Here is a 16528-nt window from a genome sequence, read left to right as displayed (position 1 = left end):
GCTAGTGATCTAGCGAGGACGCCTTTGTCCTGGTCCCGTTCTCTCGGGAAGCTCGCTCCTTCGACGTTGAAGGGACGGCTGTATGTGTGTTGTTGGGGAAGCTAATGCAGTGGCTGTGCCAAGTTGGCCAGCTTGCGGGTTTATTGGGGCTTTGAGTCAGCGCTGCCTGGGAATTTGCCCTCTAGTGGTGCAACAGCCAGTACAGCAGCACCAGATTGACCAGCAGCGACATGGCGGCGAGGCTTTGCCAGACCTTGAGCGGTTCGCGCTCCAGCAAGGGCCGTGGTCGCACGCTCAGTTCACGGCGGTCGGCCTGCTCCAGCACCAGCAGCCATTCTTCGGCGGTTTCATAACGTTGCGCGGGTGAAGCCGCCACGGCGCGTTCCAGGCTCAGTGGCAACCAGTCAGGCAGGTCGGGACGATAGCGGCTGGCGCTGACGGGCTGGGCGAAACGCGGCCGTTGGAAAGCTTCGATTTCGCCGTAGGGATAATGCCCGGTCAGCAGGTAATACAAGGTAACGCCGACACTGTATAAATCCTGTTGCGGCGTAGGCGGCTCGCCGCTGAACGCCTCGGGTGCGATAAAACTTGGCGTGCCGGGCAGCAAATGAGCGCGGTCTTCGGAGAGCCCCGGGCAATAGGCCAGGCCAAAATCCAGCACGCGCAGTTCGCCATCGTCACCCAGCAGCAGGTTTTCCGGCTTGATATCGCGGTGCAGGATTTGTCGCCGGTGCAGCAGGCCCATCGCCCGCAGCAACCGCTCGGCGATGGACTGCCACTGCGCCAGGGGCAATGGCCCCTGGTGCCGGAACAGTTCGGCAAGGGTTTGCCCCGGGTATTCGCGCATCACGTAGTACAGATGCTGTCGCCCACTGGCCGCGTGAACTTCAGGAAACGCGCGCCCGGCAACCCGGCGCAAAAACCACTCTTCAGATAGCAACGCTTGGCCGGCATCGCTGTCATCGTCGCGGTTGAGCGGCAAGGTTTTCAGCAGCCAGGGTTGCTGCTGGGCATCACGTACCCGGTACAGCAACGACTGTCGGCTCTGCGCCAGCAGGCTTTCAACCTGCCAGCCTTCAAAGCGCTGCCCGGGTTTGAGCGAAGGGGGCAGCGGCCATTGCTGCAACTGCACCAGCGCATCGCCCAGGGTGGCGGCGCCGAGCTGGTCGATGCGCACCAGCAGGGCGCTGGCATTGTCCTGGCTGGCGGCCAGGTGCGCGGCGTTGACCAGCGTGTTGACCGCCACATCGAGGTCAGTTTGCTCGCGCAGGATCGAACTGATGCTGTGCTCACCCAAGGCGGCCCACACGCCATCGCTGAGCAATAAAAAACATTCGCCTGCGCGCAGTTCACCGTCGAGAAAATCCAGCACCAGGTGTTGGTCCAGGCCGAGCGCGCGCTTGAGCACGTGCTGCATGCCCGGTTGTTCCCACACGTGGTCTTCGCTGATGCGCTGCAACTCGCCGTCCTGCCAGCGATACACCCGGCAATCGCCGACATGCGCGAGGGTGAAACGTTGGCCGCGAAACACCAGCGCACTCAAGGTGGTCAGCAGCGGCTGGCCGCCGCCGTTGGCCTGCAACCAGCGATTCTGCGCCAGCAACAGACGCTCGAGCGACTGGGCCACGCCCCAGGTTTGCGGCGTGGCGTAGTAGTCCATCGCCAGCGCCTGCAAGGTCGAGCGCGCCGCCAGGCCGCCGTCGGCGCATTGGCTGACGCCATCGGCGATGGCGCACAGGTAACCTTTACTCGCCGCCAGTTCCGCCACGGGTGTGACGGCGCGCAGGGCGTCCTGGTTTTCGGCCCGAGGGCCAATGGCGCTGGCCTGCGCGACACTCAGTTGCAAGCCCATCAGACGCGTGCGGCGGTCACGGCGGCCGAACCCCAGGTGGTTCTCCAGCGACGTTTGACCCCGTGCAGCCCGAACCAGGCCAGCACGCCGAGGCTGGCGAACAGCCACAGGGCCATTTGATAACTGCCGGTGCTTTGCTTGATCGCGCCCATGCCTGCCGCGAGGGCGAAGCCGCCGATCCCGCCGGCCATGCCGATCAGGCCGGTCATCACGCCGATCTCGCGGCGAAAACGCTGGGGCACCAGTTGAAACACCGCGCCATTACCTGCGCCGAGGCCGAGCATGGTGCAGACGAAAAGTGCCAACGCAGCGTAAGAGCTTGGCAGGTTGAAACCCACCGCCGCGATGCAGATTGCCGCCACGCTGTACATGCCGAGCAGGGTGCGAATCCCGCCGAAACGGTCCGCCAGGGCACCACCCAACGGGCGCATAAGGCTGCCGCCAAACACACAGGCGGCGGTGTAGTAGCCGGCGGTCACCGGGCTCAAGCCGTATTGGTCGTTAAAGTAGCCGGGCAGGGCGCTGGCCAGGCCGATAAAACCGCCGAACGTCACGCTGTAAAAGAACATGAACCACCAGCTGTCGCGGTCGCCCAGGGCTTTAAAGTAGTCGGCCATGGATTTGGCTTTCGGGCGTTCCGGGGCATTGCGCGCAAGCCAGGCGAAGACGACCAGCGTGATGACCAATGGAATCAGCGCGAAGCCGAACACATTGCTCCAGCCAAACGCGGCGGCGAGTACCGGTGCCAGCAATGCAGCAAACACGGTGCCGGAGTTGCCGGCACCGGCGATGCCCATGGCCTTGCCCTGGTGTTCAGCGGGATACCACTGAGAGGCCAACGGCAGGGCGACCGCAAACGACGCGCCCGCCATGCCCAGGAACACGCCCAGCAGCAGGGCCTGCTCGTAACTGTGGATGCCCAGTTGCCAAGCGCCGAACAGTGCGGCAATCACAATGACCTGGCCGATCAGCCCGGCGGTTTTAGGCGACAGTTTGTCGGCCAGCATGCCCATCAGAAAACGCAGCACCGCGCCGGCCAGGATCGGCGTGGCCACTACCAGCCCGCGCTGTTGGGTGGTCAAGTGCAGGTCGGCGGCAATCTGCACCGCCAGCGGGCCCAGCAGGTACCAGACCATGAAACTCAGGTCGAAATACAGGAACGCGGCAAACAGGGTCGGGGTATGCCCGGATTTCCAGAAGCTTGATTTCATCACGCACCTCAACGGTTGGGGTCTTGTAAGAAGGCCGAGTGATGGGGCCGCTGGCTAAAAGCCGCCCCATCGGCCCCAGGCGCTGGGGCCAAAACGAAAAAACGCCGCCATCGGGTTCGCGAGGGCAAACCGGATGGGCGACGTCTTTGTCGTAGAAGGGGCAACCGCCGTTGGTTACCTGTGGTGAATGCTTAGCAAGAGCTGCGCCAGATCAGCCAAGCAACTCGCTCATGGCGATAATCTGCTCCGCCACCTGGATCAGTTTCTGTTGGCGGCTCATGGCTTGGCGGCGCATCAGGGTGTAGGCCTCTTCTTCGTTGCAGTGCTTCATTTTCATCAGCATGCCTTTGGCCAGCTCGATGCGTTTACGCTCGGCCAGTTGCTGGTCGCGCGCCTGGAGCTGGGCGCGCAAGGCCTGGTCGCTTTCAAAGCGGGCCATGGCCACGTCCAGGATCGGCTGCAGGCGATGGGCCTGAATGCCTTCGACGATATAAGCGCTGACCCCGGATTTGATGGCCTGGCGCATTACGTTCGGGTCGTGTTCGTCGGTAAACATCACGATCGGCCGGGGCTGATCGCGGCTGACCAGTACCACCTGCTCCATTACATCTCGGCCAGGTGACTCGGTATCGATCAGGATCACGTCCGGGCGCACCGTTTCGACGCGCGCGGGCAGGTCGATAGTCAGGCCGGACTCATCGATCACCTCGAACCCGGCTTCGATCAATGCGGCCTTGAGGCGCCCGACCTTGCGCGGCGTATCGTTGATCAACAGGATGCGTAACATAAAGGTCGTCCTGTCAGCGCTGCGCTTCGTGGCTGGGGTGGTCTGCCATGGCGTGCAGTCGGAAGCTGCGCGCGTAGGCGGCGGGGTCGGAGCCGTCCCAGATTTTGCCGTCGATCAGTTGGCTGCTGCGCATGTCCGCTGCGTTTGCGTTGACGCCCACGGCGGCAGCGGCCTGACGGTATAAAGCCAATTGCTGCACGCCGCGGGCCACGCCCAGGTAGTCCGGATCTTCGCGCAGCAAGCCCCAGCGTCGAAACTGGGTCATGAACCACATGCCGTCGCAGAGGTAGGGCAGGTTTACCTCGCCATCGCCGAAAAACCGCAGGGCATGCGGGTCTTGCCACTGGTTGCCGAGGCCGTCGTCATAAGCACCCAGCAGGCGTGGTTCGATGCAGTCGAGCGGCGCATCGAGGTAGTCGCGAGCACTGAGTAATTGTGCGGTGGAGCGGCGGTTTTCCTGGCTTTGCTCGATAAAGCGGCTGGCCTCGAGAATCGCCATCACCAGGACGCGAGCGGTGTTCGGGTATTGATCGACAAACGCCTGGGTGCAACCTAGAACCTTTTCCGGATGATTCGGCCAGATCGCCTGGGTGGTCGCCAGGGTGAACCCCTGGTTTTGCTTCACCGCGCTGGCACACCAGGGCTCGCCCACGCAAAACCCGTCGATGCGCCCGGCTTGCAGGTGCGCGACCATCTGCGGCGGCGGCACCACCACGCTGTCGACGTCGTGCAACGGATGAATGCCTTGGCTCGCCAGCCAGTAATACAGCCACATGGCGTGAGTGCCTGTGGGAAATGTCTGTGCAAAGGTCAGTTTTGTGCGGCTTTGGTGCACGTGGCGGTCCAGTGCTTCAGGAGTGATCACCCCTTGCTGTTGCAGGCCGCGGGACAGGTTGATGCTCTGGCCGTTCTGGTTGAGCCCCATCAGAACGGCCATGTCGGTCGGCGCTACGCCGCCGATGCCCAGGTGCACGGCATAGATCAACCCATAGAGGCTATGGGCGGCGTCCAGTTCGCCGCTGACCAGTTTGTCGCGCAAGTTGGCCCAGGACGATTGGCGCTTGAGGTTCAGCGTCAGGCCGTAGGGTTGGGCGAAACCCTGGGTGGCGGCGACCACCAGCGAGGCGCAATCGGTCAGCGCCATGAAGCCCAGGTCGAGGCTGCTCTTTTCCGGGGCGTCACTGCCGTTCACCCAGGCCAGCGGATGGCTCACCGGGCTGTTGCCGACCGAATCGTTCATCAACACTCACCTTTGCTCAAAAAAAAGCGTCGTAACCCTTGAGGGTTGCGCGGGTGGCAGCGCAAGCCATTGCAGGGAAACGACGCCATTGTCCGTAAGCCTGCTCCGACGTTGGTGCAGGCTTTAATACATAGCCCTTAGCAAGGCACATGCCACGGGGCTTCAAGCGCAGTCCGCCGTCAGTTTTCCATCAAGATTGAAACTCAGCTGCCTTCCAGTATGGCCGCCTCTTTGCGTCAGGCGGCGAGGAACATCCACGGTGTCTATCTATTCCCCAACTATGCGCAGTTACCGCAGGTTATGCCGCTGGCTGCTGTGCGGTGCACTGCTGTTGGCAAATGCGTGCGCTTTGGGGGATAGCTATCAGGCGCGGGATGAAAGCCTGCATACCTTTTTTACCGCGCTGTCGGTGCCCTTGGGCTTGCCTGTCGTTGTCAGCCGCGAGGTGGCGCGTAAAACCATCACCGGGCAATTCGACCTTGGGGCGGCGCAGCACACGCTGGAAACCGTCGCCGAGCAGCAAGGCCTGATCTGGTACAGCGACGGGCAAGTGCTTTACCTGTATGACGCCGGGGAGGCAAAAAGCTCGGCGGTAGCGCTGCGGCATATCTCGGTCGACAGGCTGCGCGGGTTCATGCGCCGTTCCGGGCTTGATGAGTCGCGCTTTCCCCTGAGGGAGAGCGGCGGGCGGACGTTCTATGTGTCCGGGCCACCTAACTATGTCGACCAGGTGTTGCACCTGGCTCAACTGATGGACAAACAGCGCACCGAGGTCCGCGTCGGCACGCAAACCTTCGGCGTGGTGCAGGTGTTCAACACCCACGTGGCGGATCGCACGTATTCGATGGGCGACGACCAGGTCAACGTTCCGGGCATGGCCTCGATGATCGAAACCGTGCTGGCCAGCGAGCAAAAGAAGGACACGCAACGCCCCCCCGGTTTGCTGGCCGACAAGAGCCTGGTGGTGATGGCTTATCCGGATTCAAACAGCCTGTTGATCAAGGGCAAACCTGCTCAGGTGAAGGTGCTCGAGGAGCTGGTGGCGGAACTCGACAAGCCCAAGCGGCCGATTGAGGTGTCGCTGTGGCAAGTGGAGGTGGAGCGCAGTGAATTCGTCAGGATGGGCGCAGCCTGGGCTCAGGAAACCGAGACCGGGGCTTTCGTGACGCGCGTACTGGAACCTTTAGAAGACAACCGCTTGATGGCACAGCTCGGTGTGCTGGAGCGCCGGCGCAAGGCCAAAATCGTCGCGTTTCCCGTAATCCTTACCCAGGAAAACGTGCCTGCGGTTTTCCAGGATAACCATACGTTTTACCTGCCACGGCCCGGCGACGATAAGGGTGATTGGCAGCCCGTGCGGTATGGCATTGAAGCCAGTGTGCTCCCGCGCTTCGCCGGAGCGCATCAGATCGAGATGCTGGTGAACCTCGAGGATGGCCGTCAGATGGACAGCACATTCAAGCCCGGCTCGGCAGGAGCGGTGGGGCGAATGGCCGTCAGCTCTGTGGTGCGCGTACCTCAAGGCAGACGCTTGTGGCTGGGTGGTTTTCACCGTGAGGGCGAGGCGACCCGCCGTGGTCGACGCGCGCAGGTGCGGCTCTTTGTGATCCAGGCGCGGGCGGTTGGCAGTGAGCCGCGGATGTTGGCCGGTGCTGTCGGCCCGCCGCCGCTGACCCCGAGCCAATATGAGCGTGTGCAGCGTGCGTTTGTGCGCGAACGCCGTGATGTCCTTGAGTGACACAACCCGTTGGTCAGAGCCCTGAAACGCTTTGCGGTCGGTGACTGCGAAAAGTCCTACGTGGCGCCCGCCGAAAGCCTCGATGACATGGGTTTTTTCCTAACGTTGTTCGCGGCTCGGGTTTTTATAGTCGTGATGTTGGCGTATCGGCCGTTTCTGGAAACAAGGAATTCAATGTCAGTAGTCGGGTGCAGAGGTGTGCATGACCCTCGTGAATGATGGGCTGACGGCTGCCTGGGTGTTTGCCGGGTGGACCTTGCAGGGCGATGGCCGATTGATCGGCGAAGGCGCGGATATTCAGTTGCCGCCCAAGGAGTGGCATGTACTGCGGCTGCTGTTGGCGTCTGACGGAGCATTGATGACCAAGGATCGTCTGCTTGAGTTGGTCTGGCCCCGAGGGGAGGTTGCAGAGGAGTCGCTGACGCGCTGTATCTACGCATTGCGCAAGCAGCTGAAGAAGGACAAGGGCTTTATCAAGACAATTTACGGCAGGGGGTATCGCTTTACCTGTGCCGTGAAAGCCGAGCAGCGCGCCATTCTCCAGACGGGGCCAGGGCGTGTGCAACGCATCTGCTCGGCTTGTGGGCAGGTGACTCATGATTAATCGATTGGGCAAAGCGTTGGTGTTGAGCCTGTTGATGGGCAGCCATCAGGCCTGGGCCAATTGCTGGGAAGAGGTGGCTAGCCGCTATGACCTCGAACCTGAGCTTTTACAGGCCATCGCCGCTGTGGAATCGGGTTACCGCGCGCACGCCGTGAACGCGCTCAACAGCGATGGCTCCCGGGATATTGGCCTGATGCAGATCAACAGCATGCACTTGCCTCGCCTGGCCAAGCAGGGCATTACCGAGGAGCGGTTGTTGAGTGAGCCCTGTTTGTCGGTCGAGGTGGGCGCCTCGATACTTGCCGGGTTTATCCAGCGTTTCGGTTACAACTGGACAGCCGTGGGCTCCTACAACGCCGGCGCGGCACCTGAGCGTGAAGCGTTGCGTTTGCGCTACGCAGAAAAAATATGGGCGCGGTATGAGGCGTTGGTAGCACAACGTCACTGACGATTGGACGGCGCACCTCGCACCTGGCGCGCCACCCCGGCTATAATCGGCGCCACCTTTCGCCGCCATCCGAGTCTAGCCCGCCCATGTATACCCTGGCCCGCCAGCTGTTGTTCAAACTCTCTCCGGAAACCTCCCACGATCTGTCCCTGGACCTGATCGGTGCCGGTGGTCGTCTGGGGCTCAATGGCCTGGTATGCAAGGCACCGGCAAAAATGCCGGTATCGGTGATGGGACTCGACTTCCCCAACCCGGTCGGGCTGGCTGCCGGCCTCGACAAGAACGGCGCGGCCATCGACGGGTTTGCGCAATTGGGTTTCGGTTTTGTCGAAATCGGCACCGTGACGCCACGCCCGCAACCGGGCAACCCAAAACCTCGGATCTTTCGCCTGCCGGAAGCCGAGGCGATCATCAATCGCATGGGCTTTAACAACCTGGGCGTTGATCATCTGCTTGCACGGGTTCAAGCCGCGAAACACAAGGGCATCCTCGGCATCAATATCGGCAAGAACTTCGACACGCCCGTAGAGCGCGCCGTCGATGATTACCTGATTTGCCTGGACAAGGTCTACGCCCACGCCAGCTACGTCACCGTCAACGTCAGCTCGCCGAATACGCCGGGTCTGCGTAGCCTGCAGTTCGGTGATTCGCTCAAGCAACTGCTCGAAGCCTTGCGTCAGCGCCAGGAAGACCTGGCCATACGTCATGGCAAACGTGTGCCGTTGGCCATCAAGATTGCGCCAGACATGAGCGATGAAGAAACCGTGCTGGTCGCTCAGGCGCTGGTGGATTCGGGCATGGATGCGGTGATCGCCACCAACACCACCCTCAGCCGTGTGGGTGTCGAAGGGCTGGCGCATGGTGATGAAGCGGGTGGGCTGTCGGGCGCGCCGGTGCGCGACAAGAGCACTCACATCGTCAAGGTGCTGGCGGCTGAGTTGGCCGGGCGCTTGCCGATCATCGCCGTGGGCGGCATCACCGAAGGCAAGCACGCGGCCGAGAAGATCGCCGCCGGTGCAAGCCTGGTGCAGCTGTACTCAGGTTTTATCTATAAAGGACCGTCGCTGATTCGCGAGTCGGTGGATGCGATAGCGGCCTTGCCAAAAAGGTAGGCGCCCGGCTTGTTGGCGATGGCAGGCTAAAAATACACCTGTGAGTGTGTAGTCCGCATCGCCACCGACCCAATAAAAAGGGCTCCCTAAAGGAGCCCCTGGGCCGAAGCCCGCCGCCCTGATGGGGCGTGCGTGGTTAAGTCGTTACATATTCAAGGTGGTGTGTCGGATTAAGTGCCCTGTGTTAGCCGACGGCGTGAAGTTCGTTGAGTCTGTGGATTCCCGCAGTGCCAGTCATACCGTCCCAGTTGTCGCCGCGTCCTTCTCGCCAGCCGTTGATCCAGGCTTGGCGTACCGACGGTAGAGTAAATGGGCAAAGCTCACGGGATTTGCCATGAACGCCATATTGATATCCGCGTAAAAATGCTCTTTCCAACGGATCACGCTTAAGTCTTCTCATAGGGTGTTTCCCTCACTTGTTGACTGTCTTGATATCCTTCGGCCTCGTCTGAGGCCGGGCAGAGTTTTTCTGCCGTTGGTGGGCTCGCTGCCGGCGTGGCGAGCCGATGTGTCGGCGTCGTTACGGCGCCAACCTGTGTTGAGTTCTAACCAATAGGTCACATGGATTCAATGATCGTTTTGTCATAAGCACGTAACGATAACGATGCTATAGCCATAAGCTGGGATGGCTTTTCGCCCCTTTTGTTGGGCAAAGCCAGCTATGATGTGCCCTGCATAGAGGATGGGTTTAATCCTTTAGTGAGAATGTCCGTCCGCCGCAGTCGGTTATTATTCGACGAAGGGTCGGAATATTTCTTTTTGTTGCAATCAATTATTTCTCTGCCCCGGAAATTCTGGCCCAAAGGCCCGGCAGCCGGGGTGGGACGGCACATTCGTGCCACGCGAGCACTCTTCAAGAAAAGTGCTTGATTAAAAACCGAGCCGGCGATGCGTCGCCTGTTCATTTATTGCTGAAAAGCCTGGAATGCCCCATGTCGGACCGTTTTGAACTCTTCCTCACTTGCCCCAAGGGCCTCGAAGGCCTGCTGATCGAGGAAGCCGTCGGGCTTGGCCTTGAGGACGCACGCGAGCACACCTCGGCCGTGCGCGGCATAGCCGACATGGAAACCGCCTACCGCCTGTGCCTCTGGTCGCGCCTGGCCAACCGCGTATTGCTGGTGCTCAAGCGCTTCCCGATGAAGGATGCTGAAGACCTTTACCATGGCGTGCTGGACATCGAATGGGCTGACCACATGGTCCCGGATGGCACCCTGGCGGTGGAATTCAGCGGTCACGGCTCGGGCATCGACAACACCCACTTCGGCGCGCTGAAGGTCAAGGATGCGATCGTCGACAAGCTGCGCACCCCGACCGGCGAACGCCCCTCCATCGACAAGATCAACCCGGACCTGCGTATTCACCTGCGCCTGGACCGCGGCGAAGCGATCCTGTCGCTCGACTTGTCCGGCCACAGCCTGCACCAGCGCGGTTACCGCCTGCAGCAGGGCGCGGCACCGTTGAAGGAAAACCTGGCGGCGGCGATTTTGATTCGCGCCGGCTGGCCGCGCATTGCGGCCGAAGGCGGCGCGCTGACCGACCCGATGTGTGGCGTGGGGACTTTCCTGGTCGAAGGCGCGATGATCGCCGCCGACATGGCCCCCAACCTCAATCGCGAGTTGTGGGGCTTCACCACCTGGCTCGGCCACGTTCCGGCGCTGTGGAAAAAGCTGCACACCGAAGCGACCGAGCGGGCGGCCATCGGCATGAACAAGCCGCCGTTGTGGGTGCGAGGCTACGAAGCCGACCCACGCTTGATTCAACCCGCGCGCAATAACATCGAGCGCGCCGGCTTGAGCCACTGGATCAAGGTGTACCAGGGCGAAGTCGGCACCTTCGAGCCTCGTCCTGACCAGAATCAAAAAGGTTTGGTGATTTGCAACCCGCCGTACGGCGAGCGTCTGGGTGACGAAGCCAGCCTTTTGTACCTCTACCAGAACCTCGGCGAGCGTCTGCGTCAGGCGTGCATGGGTTGGGAAGCGGCGGTGTTCACCGGCGCGCCGGACCTGGGCAAGCGCATGGGCATTCGCAGTCACAAACAGTATTCGTTCTGGAACGGCGCCTTGCCGTGCAAATTGCTGCTGATCAAAGTCAACCCGGACCAGTTCGTCACCGGCGAGCGCCGCACCCCGGAGCAGCGTCAGGCCGAACGTGAGCAAGCCGCTTACGATCAGGCCCCGACCGAGCCGCAAGAGCGCCAGTACAACAAGAACGGTAACCCGATCAAGCCAGCCCCGGCCCCGGTGGTTGAACAGGCGCGCTTGAGCGAAGGCGGGCAGATGTTCGCCAACCGCCTGCAGAAGAACCTCAAGCAGCTGGGCAAGTGGGCCAAGCGCGAAGGCGTGGATTGCTACCGTGTGTACGACGCCGACATGCCGGAATACTCCATGGCCATCGACCTCTACCACGACTGGGTGCACGTGCAGGAATACGCCGCGCCGAAATCCATCGACCCGGAAAAAGCTTCCGCACGCATGTTCGATGCGCTGGCCGCGATTCCCCAGGCGCTGAACGTCGACAAGAGCCGCGTGGTGGTCAAGCGTCGCGAGCGCCAAAGCGGCACCAAGCAGTACGAGCGCCAGAGCGCCCAGGGCAAGTTCACCGAGGTCAGCGAAGGCGGCGTGAAGCTGCTGGTCAACCTCACCGATTACCTGGACACCGGCCTGTTCCTCGACCACCGCCCGATGCGCATGCGCATCCAGAAGGAAGCGGCCGGCAAGCGCTTCCTCAACCTGTATTGCTATACCGCTACCGCCAGTGTGCACGCGGCCAAGGGCGGCGCGCGCAGCACCACCAGCGTCGACTTGTCCAAGACCTACCTGGACTGGGCACGTCGCAACTTCTCGCTCAACGGTTTTTCCGACAAAAACCGTCTGGAGCAGGGCGACGTGATGGCGTGGCTGGAAGCCAGCCGCGATGAGTTCGACTTGATCTTCATTGATCCGCCGACCTTCTCCAACTCCAAGCGCATGGAAGGTATCTTCGACGTGCAGCGTGACCACGTGCAGTTGCTCGACCTGGCCATGGCGCGTCTGGCACCGGGCGGCGTGTTGTACTTCTCGAACAACTTCCGCAAGTTCGTGCTCGAGGACAACCTCAGCGAACGCTATGCGGTCGAGGAAATCAGCGACAAGACCCTCGACCCGGATTTCGCGCGTAACGCGAAGATCCACCGGGCGTGGAAAATCACTGCGCGCTGATTGCTGCACCAAGTTGGAACAAAAAGCCGCAAGCCTGGCGTATTCCGGGTTTGCGGCTTTTTTGCGCTGGTCAAACAGTGGCCTCATGGCTATAACTGAAGCCCTAGCCAAAGTGACAGCCCCGCACGCTGGCGTTGTGAGTGTTGCCTATGCCGATGCATGCCGTACGCCCCAAAATCCTAGGCTTTATCAGTGAGCAGGCGTCGGCTTGGCTGGTGGCATTGGTGGTGTTATTGGCAGGTTGCGCGCTGACGGTAATTATTGCCTGGGCCGCCGCCGATCTGTATCAGCAACAGGTTCGCCAGCGTTTCCAGTTGCTGGTCAATGAACGCTACACCCGCCTGCAGGAGCGCCTCGAAGACCAGGAGCAACGCCTGGCCAGCCTGCAGCGCTTCTTCGTCAATTCCAGTGATGTGTCCCGCGCCGAGTTCGATGGTTTTGCCCAACCCTTGCTGCTGCGCGCCCGCGCGTATGCCTGGGCACCGCGGATTTTTCGCGATCAGCGCAAGCCGTTTGAACAGGAGATCTCGCGCCAGCGCGGCGCGCCCTTTGCCATCCGTGAACTGAATTCGTCAGGGGAGTTGGCGCCTGCCGCCGAGCGCGATGAATACGTGCCGGTGTTGTATAGCCAAACCCAAAGCCTGCTGGGCTCGCCGCTCGGTTTCGACCTGTTGGCACAGCCGCTTCGGCGCTCGGTCCTTGAACGTGCGCAAGAAAGCGGTACGCCCGCGGTATCCCAGCCGATGCAATTGGTGGGTGTGGAACCGGCCTATGCGGCCGGGGTTTTGCTGGTGGCGCCCGTGCGCAAGCCGGCTGAGGCCGAGCCCAGCGGCTTTGTGATGGCGGTGATCAGCATGCGACAGCTGGTGGCCGACGGTTTGCCCAAGCCGAACCGCGACAACTTGGTGATGCAGATCGTCGATACCTCCGACACCCAGCAGCGCGTGCTGTATGCCTCGAGCAATGCGGTGGGCGCCAGCGACCTCAGCGCCGCGCGCCGTTTGACCCTCGGCGACCATGTGTATGCCCTCACGTTGCGTGGCAGCCAGGTCTTCGATCAGGCCAACCACTCCTCGATGAGCACCATCCTGACCATGGGCGGGTTGCTCAGCCTGCTGCTCAGCGCCTTGTTGTATGTAGTGGTCAGCCAACGCCAGCGCGCGCTGAAACTGGTGGAGCAGCGCACCGAGCAGTTGCGCCTGCGTGAACAGGAATTGCGCGGTGCGCACGGGCAATTGCGCAGCGTGCTGAATGCGGCCACCCAGGTTGCGATCATCGCCACTGACCTGCGCGGGGTGATCAACACGTTCAATGCCGGGGCCGAGCAAATGCTGGGGTACACGTCCGACCAGGTACTGGGGCGCATGACCCTGGAAAGCCTGCACCTGGCCGCTGAACTCGAAGCGCGCGCCACCCGTTTGAGCGCGGCCATGGGCAAGCGCATCCCGCCAAGCCAGGCGATGTTGGTGGAGAGCCCGGACCACCTGCACCAGGCGCGAGAGTGGACCCTGTTACGCGAAAATGGCAGCCCCTTGACGGTGAACATGCTCGGCACCGTATTGCTGGATGACCATGGCTTGTGGATCGGGCATCTGGCGATTTACCTGGATGTCACCGAGCAGAAGCGCGCTTACGAGGCGTTGGCGGCGCGCGATCGTTTGCTGAAAAAACTCAGTGCCCATGTGCCCGGCGGGATCTTCCAATTCACCCTCGAGCCTCAGGGCAACGGGCGTTTTATCTATGCCAGCGACGGCATGCGCGATATCTATGAAATCGAAACCGGCGTGTTGCAACAGGACGCGGCCAAGGTCTTCGAACGCATTCATCCCCAGGACGTCGAGCGGGTCCGCCTGTCGATACGCTTGTCGGCGTTGCAGCTGAGCCACTGGCGCGAAGAATACCGCGTGCTGTTGCCACAACGCGGCCTGCGCTGGATTCGCGGCGAAGCCACGCCTGAAGAACTGCCGGGCGGCGGTACGCTGTGGCATGGCTACGTGTCGGATATTTCCGATCTCAAACGGGTGGAGGAAGAGCTGCGGGCACTCTCCATCACCGATTCGCTGACGGGCATTCATAACCGGCGTTATTTCCAGGATCGTCTCAAGGTCGAGATGCTCAGGCTCAACCGCACCAGTGGGGCGCTGTCGTTGATCATGCTGGATATCGACCACTTCAAGCGCATCAACGACCAGTACGGTCACGCGGTAGGCGATGGGGTGTTGCAGGAGGTGTGCAAGCGCATCAGTCAGCGCCTGCGGCGCACGGATGTGTTTTGCCGACTGGGCGGCGAAGAGTTCGTGGTGCTGTGCCCGCACACTGATTGCGAGCAGGCGTACAGCCTGGCGATGGAGTTGTGGCAGTCGTTGCGCAGTGCGCCGATGGAAACGGTGGGCATCGTGACCGCCAGCTTCGGTGTGGCCAGTTGGCGGATCGATGACGGCATTGACGGGCTGCTGCTGCGGGCGGACTCGGCGGTGTATAGGGCCAAGCAGGCGGGCAGGGACCGGGTGGAGGCTGAGCGAATCAGGGCTTGATTGACAGATTTTTTCAGACGGCGCGCATTCATGTTGGGGGCTGGCTTGCCTGCGATTGCAGCGTGTCAGTCAGCGAATCTGACACTGATACACCGCTATCGCAGGCAAGCCCGCTCGCACATTTGATCTGTGTTGCCTTTAGAGCACCGGCGCAGCCGCCGCCAGCTTCGGCTGGCGATACAGGTCCAGCAGCACCTGGTCCAGCACTGATGAGGCGCCCCACGGTTTCGAATCGTTGAGGATCGCCACCACCACCCAGGTGTTGCCGTTGTTGTCACGGCTGAACCCGGCGATGGCACGCACGGTGTTCAGGGTGCCAGTCTTGACGTGGGCTTCGCCGCGCATGGCGGTGGTCTTCAGGCGTTTACGCATAGTGCCGTCGGTGCCAGCAATCGGCAGCGAGCTGATGTATTCCGCCGCGTACGGGCTTTTCCAGGCGGCTTGCAGCATGGCCGCCATCTCGCGGGCGCTAACACGTTCGGCGCGCGACAGGCCGGAGCCGTTCTCCATGACGAGGTGCGGCGCGGTGATGCCTTTCTTCGCCAGCCACTGACGGACCACACGTTGCGCAGCCTTGGCGTCGTCGCCGTCGGCATCGTTGCGAAATTGCGCGCCCAGGCTCAGGAACAGCTGCTGAGCCATGGTGTTGTTACTGTATTTGTTGATGTCGCGGATGATTTCCGCCAGGTCCGGCGAAAAGGCACGGGCGAGTACTTTGGCGTCCTTGGGCACGGGCGCCTGGATGTCGCGGCCCTGGATGGTGCCACCCAATTCCTGCCAGATCGCACGCACAGCGCCGGCGGTGTAGGTGGCGTGGTCGAGCAGCGACAGGTAAGTCTGCGAACTGCAGCCATCGCCCAGTTGGCCGCTGACTGTCACGGTGACACTGCCGTCGGCGGCGGTGACCGGGCTGTAGCGCACGTCGCCGGTGCATTGCTTGGCGTTGGAGACTTTCACCTGGTTGTCGATGCGAATGCTGGCAATCGGCGGCTCGACCGATACGATCACGCGGCCCGAATCATTGCGGGTTACGAAGCGCAGGGCCTTGAGGTTGACCAGCAGGGCGTCGGGCTTGACCAGGAACGGCTTGTTCTCGTCATTGCCGTCGTCATTGAATTCGGGCAATTGCGGCTGGTTGAAGAAGCTGCGGTCGAGCACCAGGTCGCCGGTGACTTGCTGCACGCCATTGGCACGCAGGTCGCGCATCAGCAGCCAGAGTTTTTCCATGTTCAGCTTCGGGTCGCCGCCGCCCTTTAGGTAAAGGTTGCCGTGCAAGACGCCACCGCTGAGCGTGCCGTCGGTGTAGAACTCGGTCTTCCACTGATGGTTGGGGCCGAGCATTTCCAGGGCAGCGTAGGTGGTGACCAGCTTCATGGTGGAGGCCGGGTTCACCGACACGTCGGCGTTGAACACGGTGGGGGTACCGGGGCCGGTGAGGGGCAGCATCACCAGCGACAGCGCGGTATTTTGCAGCTTGGCTTTCTGCAGGGCCTGCGCAACGTTGGGTGGCAGGGTGTTGTTGACTGGGGCGGCAGCGGCGGAAAAGGCCAGTGGAAGAAGAACGCTGGCCAATAACACGGAACGAAAAGATTTGATCATAAGGAATAAAACCCTACTGCTGAGAAGGGTGAAAAAGGCGAGGGGTAAGGAAGAAAATCCCTCATTGGTCACGAAAGTGTCGGCATTATGCCCCAAGGTGGATCCAGTTGTAGCTGAACGATAGCTGGTATTACGCGTTTTTTTGCAGACAGATAGCCGCCTGTCCCAGAGAGTCGGGCAATCCTTGCCTTAAACTGCTAAAGTGC

The 16528-nt window shown here is 61.6% G+C and carries 12 protein-coding genes; 6 read left to right on the top strand and 6 right to left on the bottom strand.

Annotation, left to right across the window (positions count from 1 at the left end; translation table 11 throughout):
• Positions 1-181: 181 nt before the first annotated feature.
• From ABWL43_RS21630 to ABWL43_RS21615, 4 genes are all read right to left on the bottom strand, one after another.
• Entirely contained in the window at positions 182-1852 is a 1671-nt protein-coding gene (locus ABWL43_RS21630; protein WP_404484250.1) for a protein kinase, read from the bottom strand.
• Complete coding sequence (locus tag ABWL43_RS21625) at positions 1852-3063, bottom strand: nitrate/nitrite transporter (protein ID WP_369301362.1); 1212 nt, start codon at positions 3061-3063, stop codon at positions 1852-1854. The genes ABWL43_RS21630 and ABWL43_RS21625 overlap by 1 nt, the downstream gene beginning before the upstream one ends.
• A gap of 211 nt (positions 3064-3274) precedes the next feature.
• The gene (locus tag ABWL43_RS21620) at positions 3275-3850 is read right to left on the bottom strand and encodes an ANTAR domain-containing response regulator (protein ID WP_404484247.1); all 576 of its coding nucleotides are present in this window, start codon (positions 3848-3850) and stop codon (positions 3275-3277) included.
• 13 nt (positions 3851-3863) lie between these two features.
• A complete protein-coding gene (locus tag ABWL43_RS21615) occupies positions 3864-5090 on the bottom strand; it encodes a CmpA/NrtA family ABC transporter substrate-binding protein (RefSeq protein WP_404484244.1) in 1227 nt (408 codons plus the stop codon).
• A gap of 259 nt (positions 5091-5349) precedes the next feature.
• Here ABWL43_RS21615 and sctC point away from each other — a divergent pair, with 259 nt between their 5' ends.
• From sctC to ABWL43_RS21595, 4 genes are all read left to right on the top strand, one after another.
• Positions 5350-6828, top strand: a complete 1479-nt coding sequence (sctC, locus tag ABWL43_RS21610; protein WP_404484241.1) for a type III secretion system outer membrane ring subunit SctC — start codon at positions 5350-5352, stop codon at positions 6826-6828.
• Between the two features lie 202 nt (positions 6829-7030).
• On the top strand, positions 7031-7432 hold the full coding sequence (locus ABWL43_RS21605; RefSeq protein ID WP_106576312.1) for a winged helix-turn-helix domain-containing protein: 402 nt from the start codon (positions 7031-7033) through the stop codon (positions 7430-7432).
• Positions 7425-7880: a transglycosylase SLT domain-containing protein gene (locus tag ABWL43_RS21600; RefSeq protein ID WP_145159113.1), complete on the top strand. Its 456-nt coding sequence runs from the start codon at positions 7425-7427 to the stop codon at positions 7878-7880. Before ABWL43_RS21605 ends, ABWL43_RS21600 begins: the two co-directional genes overlap by 8 nt.
• A gap of 86 nt (positions 7881-7966) precedes the next feature.
• Positions 7967-8992, top strand: coding sequence for a quinone-dependent dihydroorotate dehydrogenase (locus ABWL43_RS21595; protein ID WP_404484237.1), 1026 nt, complete (start codon positions 7967-7969; stop codon positions 8990-8992).
• Between the two features lie 184 nt (positions 8993-9176).
• On the opposite strand, the gene rmf is transcribed toward ABWL43_RS21595, so the two are convergent.
• Positions 9177-9392 (bottom strand): ribosome modulation factor, encoded by a 216-nt coding sequence (gene rmf, locus ABWL43_RS21590; protein ID WP_002553055.1) that lies wholly within the window; start codon positions 9390-9392, stop codon positions 9177-9179.
• A 532-nt stretch (positions 9393-9924) separates the two neighbouring features.
• On the opposite strand from rmf, the gene rlmKL reads away from it, so the two are divergent.
• On the top strand, positions 9925-12189 hold the full coding sequence (rlmKL, locus tag ABWL43_RS21585) for a bifunctional 23S rRNA (guanine(2069)-N(7))-methyltransferase RlmK/23S rRNA (guanine(2445)-N(2))-methyltransferase RlmL (RefSeq protein WP_404484233.1): 2265 nt from the start codon (positions 9925-9927) through the stop codon (positions 12187-12189).
• Between the two features lie 149 nt (positions 12190-12338).
• Complete coding sequence (locus ABWL43_RS21580) at positions 12339-14723, top strand: diguanylate cyclase (RefSeq protein ID WP_404484230.1); 2385 nt, start codon at positions 12339-12341, stop codon at positions 14721-14723.
• Between the two features lie 138 nt (positions 14724-14861).
• On the opposite strand, the gene dacB is transcribed toward ABWL43_RS21580, so the two are convergent.
• The gene (gene dacB / locus ABWL43_RS21575; RefSeq protein WP_404484227.1) at positions 14862-16322 is read right to left on the bottom strand and encodes a D-alanyl-D-alanine carboxypeptidase/D-alanyl-D-alanine-endopeptidase; all 1461 of its coding nucleotides are present in this window, start codon (positions 16320-16322) and stop codon (positions 14862-14864) included.
• Positions 16323-16528 lie beyond the last annotated feature (206 nt).

The sequence above is a fragment of the Pseudomonas sp. HT11 genome (genome assembly GCF_044875395.1).
Classification (GTDB): Bacteria; Pseudomonadota; Gammaproteobacteria; order Pseudomonadales; family Pseudomonadaceae; genus Aquipseudomonas.
Note: the sequence above shows the minus strand (reverse complement) of the source record. Positions and strands in the feature narration are given on the sequence as shown.

Coding starts and splice junctions, on each gene's coding strand:
- ABWL43_RS21600 (WP_145159113.1), top strand. CDS start 7,425: ATGATTAATCGATTGGGCAAAGCGTTGGTGTTGAGCCTGTTGATGGGC.
- ABWL43_RS21605 (WP_106576312.1), top strand. CDS start 7,031: ATGACCCTCGTGAATGATGGGCTGACGGCTGCCTGGGTGTTTGCCGGG.
- ABWL43_RS21615 (WP_404484244.1), bottom strand. CDS start 5,090: ATGAACGATTCGGTCGGCAACAGCCCGGTGAGCCATCCGCTGGCCTGG.
- ABWL43_RS21595 (WP_404484237.1), top strand. CDS start 7,967: ATGTATACCCTGGCCCGCCAGCTGTTGTTCAAACTCTCTCCGGAAACC.
- ABWL43_RS21620 (WP_404484247.1), bottom strand. CDS start 3,850: ATGTTACGCATCCTGTTGATCAACGATACGCCGCGCAAGGTCGGGCGC.
- rmf (WP_002553055.1), bottom strand. CDS start 9,392: ATGAGAAGACTTAAGCGTGATCCGTTGGAAAGAGCATTTTTACGCGGA.
- ABWL43_RS21625 (WP_369301362.1), bottom strand. CDS start 3,063: ATGAAATCAAGCTTCTGGAAATCCGGGCATACCCCGACCCTGTTTGCC.
- ABWL43_RS21580 (WP_404484230.1), top strand. CDS start 12,339: ATGCCGATGCATGCCGTACGCCCCAAAATCCTAGGCTTTATCAGTGAG.
- rlmKL (WP_404484233.1), top strand. CDS start 9,925: ATGTCGGACCGTTTTGAACTCTTCCTCACTTGCCCCAAGGGCCTCGAA.
- dacB (WP_404484227.1), bottom strand. CDS start 16,322: ATGATCAAATCTTTTCGTTCCGTGTTATTGGCCAGCGTTCTTCTTCCA.
- ABWL43_RS21630 (WP_404484250.1), bottom strand. CDS start 1,852: ATGGGCTTGCAACTGAGTGTCGCGCAGGCCAGCGCCATTGGCCCTCGG.